Origin of the sequence: Actinomadura logoneensis, assembly GCF_003428695.1 — a bacterium.
In the GTDB taxonomy this organism is placed as follows: Bacteria; Actinomycetota; Actinomycetes; order Streptosporangiales; family Streptosporangiaceae; genus Spirillospora; species Spirillospora logoneensis.
Window position 1 is genome coordinate 1 of sequence record NZ_QURH01000214.1, and the last position, 5,260, is coordinate 5,260.

At 77.9% G+C, this 5,260-nt stretch carries 2 protein-coding genes; both read right to left on the reverse strand.

Annotated features, from left to right (window positions below):
• Nucleotides 1-370: 370 nt before the first annotated feature.
• Nucleotides 371-1,252 carry an alpha/beta fold hydrolase gene (locus tag DZF91_RS12015; protein ID WP_117357558.1) on the reverse strand — a complete coding sequence of 294 codons (882 nt, stop codon included), beginning with the start codon at nucleotides 1,250-1,252 and terminating at the stop codon, nucleotides 371-373.
• Between the two features lie 87 nt (nucleotides 1,253-1,339).
• The gene (locus DZF91_RS12020) at nucleotides 1,340-4,996 is read right to left on the reverse strand and encodes a BTAD domain-containing putative transcriptional regulator (protein WP_117357559.1); all 3,657 of its coding nucleotides are present in this window, start codon (nucleotides 4,994-4,996) and stop codon (nucleotides 1,340-1,342) included.
• Nucleotides 4,997-5,260 lie beyond the last annotated feature (264 nt).

Consider the following 5,260-nt stretch of genomic DNA (forward strand, 5'->3'; position numbering starts at 1 on the left):
CGTCCGGGCCCGTCGGCCCCGGCGGACCGGCCGCCCCGGCGGGCGGACCGGTCCCGGCCAGGACCGCGGCCAGCGTCGAACCCGTCACTCCGGCGAGCACCCGCAGCCGTGTCCGCATGCACGCTCCTCCCGTCGCTCCTGTCGCGCGGCCCGGTCGGGGCACGCGCGTTCCAGGATGGAGCGGCCCGGACGGCCGGGGCATCTCACAGGGTGCTCGGGTCCCCCGCCCGCCGAACCCGCGCAAGAACCGCACGTCCCGCGCCGCCGGGAGCGCGGCGCGGGGACGCGGGCGCCCGCCGGACGGGGCAGGCGGCGGGACGGGTCAGGTGGCGGTACGGGCGGGCGGCGGACCCGTCAGGCGGCGGGACGGTCAGGTGGCGCGGGCGATGTGGGTCGTGATGGCGCGGACGATGGTGTCCCAGTCGGGTTCGGGGATCTCGTGGCCGACGCCGTCCAGGCGCAGCAGCCTGGTGTCGGGGATCTCGCGGGCGAGGGCCTCGGCGTGGTCGAACGGGTGGACGGGGTCGTCGCCGCCGTGGATGACCAGGGTCGGCGCGCCGATCTTCCCGAGCCGGTCCCGCCACGGCGGCGTGTCGGCCATGCCGAAGTGGTTGCGCATCGCCGACTCCAGGTCGATCGCCCGGTCGAACTCCGCGCCGGCCAGCCGCCGGTAGCGCTCCTCCTCGAACGCGCGACCGCCGCCGGTGCACGGGCGCTGCAGCGACACCCGGTACTCGACGACCTGGTCGCGGTCGGACCAGTCGGGCCAGCGGACGTCGGAGTACTCGCGCTGGAACTCCTCCGACATCGTGGACAGGTCCGGGTTCTCCGGCCCGGGGCCGCCGGGGCTGGACGACAGCAGCGTCAGCGACGCGACCCGCCCGGGGTGGTCCAGCGCGACGAGCTGCGCGATCATCCCGCCCATGGACTGCCCGACCAGGTGCGCCGCGCCGATGCCGTAGCCGTCCAGCACCCCGACCGCGTCCTCGGCGAGGTCCGCCAGGCCGTACTCCGGCTCGCCCGGCGGGTAGGTCATCGACCGGCCGGTGTCGCGCAGGTCGTAGCGCAGGACGAACCGCTCCCCGCCCGCCAGCCGCCGGCAGAACTCCGCGTCCCACATCAGCATCGACGACGTGGATCCGGCCAGCAGCAGGACGGCGGGGCCGTCCGGGTCCCCGAACGCCTCCACGCACAGGTCGACCCCGTTCGCGCGGACCGTCCGGACGCGTCCCGCGGTTGCCTCGTCGGTCATGCTCGTCTTCCTCTCTCCCCGCGCGCGGAGGCGCGCGTCATGGCATGGTCCGCCGCCGGACGCGCGGTCCGGACCCGTCCCCGGCCGTCACCGGCCCGGACGGTCCGCCCCCTCGTCCGGCAGCTCCTTCGCGCACTCCTCCGGCCGCAGCCCCCCGCCGCTCCGGAACACCGCCCGGAAGTCCCCGGGCCCCAGCACCTCCCGCACCCTCGCCTCGGCCCGTTCGACGTCGCCGCGCTCGGCCGGGGGCAGCGCCATGCCCACCGACTCCCGCGCCGCGGCGGCGGCGCCCAGCAGCCGCGCCGCGGTCACGGCCCACGCCGTACCCGCCGCATCCCCGCTTTCCCCATGCCCCGTCCCCGCGGCCCGCGCCGCACCCCCCGCCGCACGCGCCGGGTCGCAGGCCAGGGAGAGGGCGCCGGCCAGGCCCTCGAGGGCCAGGGCCATCGTCCGGTTCTCGCCCGTCCGGCACGCGGCCTCGTAGCCCTCGCGGTGGCGGGTGAGCGCCGTCCGCGCGTCGCCGCGCTGCTCGGCGACGTAGCCGAGTTCGGCCAGCACCGAGGCCATGCCCGCGGGCCAGCCGGCCCGCCGGTTCCAGTCGAGCCAGGGCAGCAGCAGCCGCTCCGCCTCGTCGTGGCGGCCCTGCCGCCGCGCGCTCATCGCCAGGCCGAGGTCGGCGACCTGCTCCAGCACCTTGACCGACTCGTCGGCGGCGAGTTCGCGCGCCCGCAGGTACAGCTCGCGGGCCCGCGCGTGCTCGCCGTGCAGCCGGGCGATGTGCCCCGCGCCGGCGAGCTGCCGGGCCTCCTCGGCGCGCAGCCCCAGCTCGCGGGCGATGCGCAGGCCGTCGGCGTACCAGCGCGCCGCCTGCTCGTAGTCCCCGGCGAGCCGCGCCGCGAGCTGCCGGGCCTCCTCGGCGCGCAGCCCCAGCTCGCGGGCGATGCGCAGGCCGTCGGCGTACCAGCGCGCCGCCTGCTCGTAGTCCCCGGCGAGCCGCGCCGCGTCGGCGAGCGGCGTGGCCGCCTGCAGCAGCCCCCACCGGTCTCCGATCTCGCGGAACAGTTCGAGGCCGCGGTGCGCGTGCCGGCGCAGCGCGGGGAAGTCGCCGAGGAGCTGCGCGTGGTAGGCCAGCACGGACAGCGCCGCCGCCTGCCCCCACCGGTCGCCGAGCTCCTCGAACACCGCGTACAGGCGGACGACCGGATCGTCCGCCGGGCTCGCCACGTCGATCGGGCTGACGATCGCCAGCAGCAGGACGGCGCGCGCCATCGCGGCCCGCCCCTCCCGCGCGCCGTCCGCGCCCGCCAGGTTTTCCAGGGCGTCCAGGCCGGGGCGGACGGCGGCGTGGCGGTCGTCCACCAGCGCGTCCGGCGGTTCCCCGGCCAGTGCCGCGATCCCCGCCTGCCACGTCATCGCCGTCGCGCGCAGCACCCGCCCCGCCGTGTTCCCGATGTTCCCGGTGTTCCCGGTGTTCCCGGTGTTCCCGGTGTTCCCCGTGCTCCCCGCGTCCCCGGCCGTCGCCTCGACGGCGAGCGCGGCGGCGAGGGTGCGGCGGCCCTCGGCGACCCGGCCGCGCAGCACCCAGTACCAGGCGAGCGCGCAGGCCAGCCGCAGGGCGAGGACCGCGTCGCCGTGCTGGACGCAGGCCCGCGAGGCGGCGCGCAGGTCGGCGGCCTCGGCGTCCAGCCGGGACAGCCAGGCGTGCTGGCCGGGTCCGCGCAGGGCGCGGTCGGCCTCCTCGGCGAACGCGGCCAGGAAGCGCGCGTGCCGCAGCTGGTACTCCGGCAGCTCCCCGGCCTCGGCGAGCCGCTGCCGGCAGTACGCGGCGACCGACTCCAGCAGCCGGTACCGGGGCTCGCCGGTGTGCTCGGTCATCACCACCAGCGAGCGGTCCACCAGCCGGGCCAGCAGGTCGGGGACGCGCGCGGCGGTCACCTCCCCGCCCGCGCAGACCTCCCGCGCGGCGGCGAGGGTGCAGCCGTCGGCGTGCACCGCCAGGCGGCGCAGCAGCGTCCGCTCGGGGACGCTCAGCAGGTCCCAGCTCCAGTCGATGACCGCGCGCAGCGTCTGCTGCCGGACGGGCTCGGCGCGGCGGCCCGACACGAGCAGGCCGAACCGGTCGTCGAGCCCCGCCGCGAGCTGGCGGACGCCCATCGCGCGGACCCGCGTCGCGGCCAGCTCCAGCGCGAGCGGCAGCCCGTCCAGGCGGCGGCAGACGGCCGCCACGTCGGCGGCGTTGTCCGGGGTGAGCCGGAACCCGGGCGCGCCCGCCCCCGCCCGGACCGTGAACAGCCGGACGGCGGCCGACTCCAGCAGCGTGCCGGGGTCGTGCCCGGCGTCCGGGTCGGGCAGGTCCAGCGGGGCGACCGGCCGGACCTGCTCCCCCGCGACGCCGAGCGGGACGTGGCTGGTCGCCAGCACGCGCAGCCCCGGGACGGCGCGCAGCAGGCGGCCGGCCAGCTCGGCGGCGTCGTCCACGACGTGCTCGCAGTTGTCCAGCACGACCAGCATGACGCGCCCGGACAGCGCCGCCGCGAGCCGCTCGACGCACCCGTCCCGCCCGGACGGCGCGCCCCCGCCGAGCCGGACCGACAGCACCGCCGCGACCCGCTCGACCATCACCTCCAGCGAGGTCCCGTCCCCGGCAGCCCCACCGGCCTCCACGCTTCCGGCCGCTCCGGCGGGGTCCGGGGTGTCGTCCGGTGGGGTGGGGGTGCGGTCCAGGGCGGCGAGCTCGACCAGCCATGTCCCGTCGCGGAAGTCGTCCGCGAGGCCCGCGGCGGCCTCGATCGCCAGGCGGGTCTTGCCGACGCCGCCCATTCCGACCAGGGTCACCAGGCGTCCGGCCGCCAGGGCGTCCCGGACCTGCCGGACCGTCTTGTCCCGTCCTACCAGGCCGGTCAGCGGGCGGGGCAGGTTGCCGGGACGGCGCGCGGCGGACGGCGCGTTCGGCGCGGCCCCGGACCCGGCGGTGGGCGGGGTGGGCGGGGTGGCGCTGAGCGCCTCGTCGTGGCGGAGGATGGCGCGGTGCAGCGCGACGGCGGCGGGGCCCGGCTCGACGCCGAGCTCCTCGCGCAGCCGGTCGCGCAGGTCGGCGAAGGCGGCGAGCGCCTCGCCCTGGCGGCCGAGCCGGTACAGCACGCGCATCTGGAGCGTGCGCAGGCGCTCGCGGAGCGGGAGCCGGGACGTCAGGTCCGCGAGCTCGGCCACGAGGGTCACGTCCTCGCCCAGCGCGAACCGCAGCTCGGCGCGGTCCTCCAGGGCGGTGAGCCGGGCCTCCTCCAGGCGGGCCACCGGACCGGCCGCGAACGGCTCGGCGGTGAAGTCGGCGAGGGCCGGTCCGCGCCACAGCGCCAGCGCCTCGGCCAGCACCCGCACCCGCTCGCGGACGTCGCGGCCCGGGCCCGCGCGCTCCAGCAGCGCCTCGAACCGGAAGGCGTCCACCGCGTCCGGCGGGACCTCCAGGACGTACCCGGAGCCGCGCCGGACCAGGGGGTCGGGCACGTCCGGCTCGGCGTCCCGGAGCGCCCGGCGCAGCTGCGACACCTTGCTGCGCAGGACCGCGCCGGGGTCGGCGGGCGGACGCGCGCCCCACAGGTCCTCGACCAGGCGGTCGGACGGGACGGCGCGTCCCGGCGTCATCAGCAGATTCACCAGAAGCGCGCGGACCTTCGCCTCCGGGATCCTGACTTCGCGCCCGTCGCCGGTCCGCACTTCCAGTGGGCCGAGCACACCGAAGCGCATGGCGGCACTTTATCCGCAACGGCGCCGTCCGCAACCGGTCCCGCGCTTGACGGGACGGCGGCGAAACGGGATTTCGACCGGCCGAACCATTCCAGAACGAAACCGGAACACCGGCTCGGAAGAATGGCCGGGCACTCCTTTTCCACACTCCGAACGCGATGACAACGAGGAGGGAGGAGCGCACCGAGACCTCGGCCCGGCGCTCCGTGGCGGCCGTCACCCCCCTGGCGGCCGACGCGCCGGGCCGACCCCGGCTCCGGGCGC

Coding starts and splice junctions, on each gene's coding strand:
- DZF91_RS12015 (WP_117357558.1), bottom strand. CDS start 1,252: ATGACCGACGAGGCAACCGCGGGACGCGTCCGGACGGTCCGCGCGAAC.
- DZF91_RS12020 (WP_117357559.1), bottom strand. CDS start 4,996: ATGCGCTTCGGTGTGCTCGGCCCACTGGAAGTGCGGACCGGCGACGGG.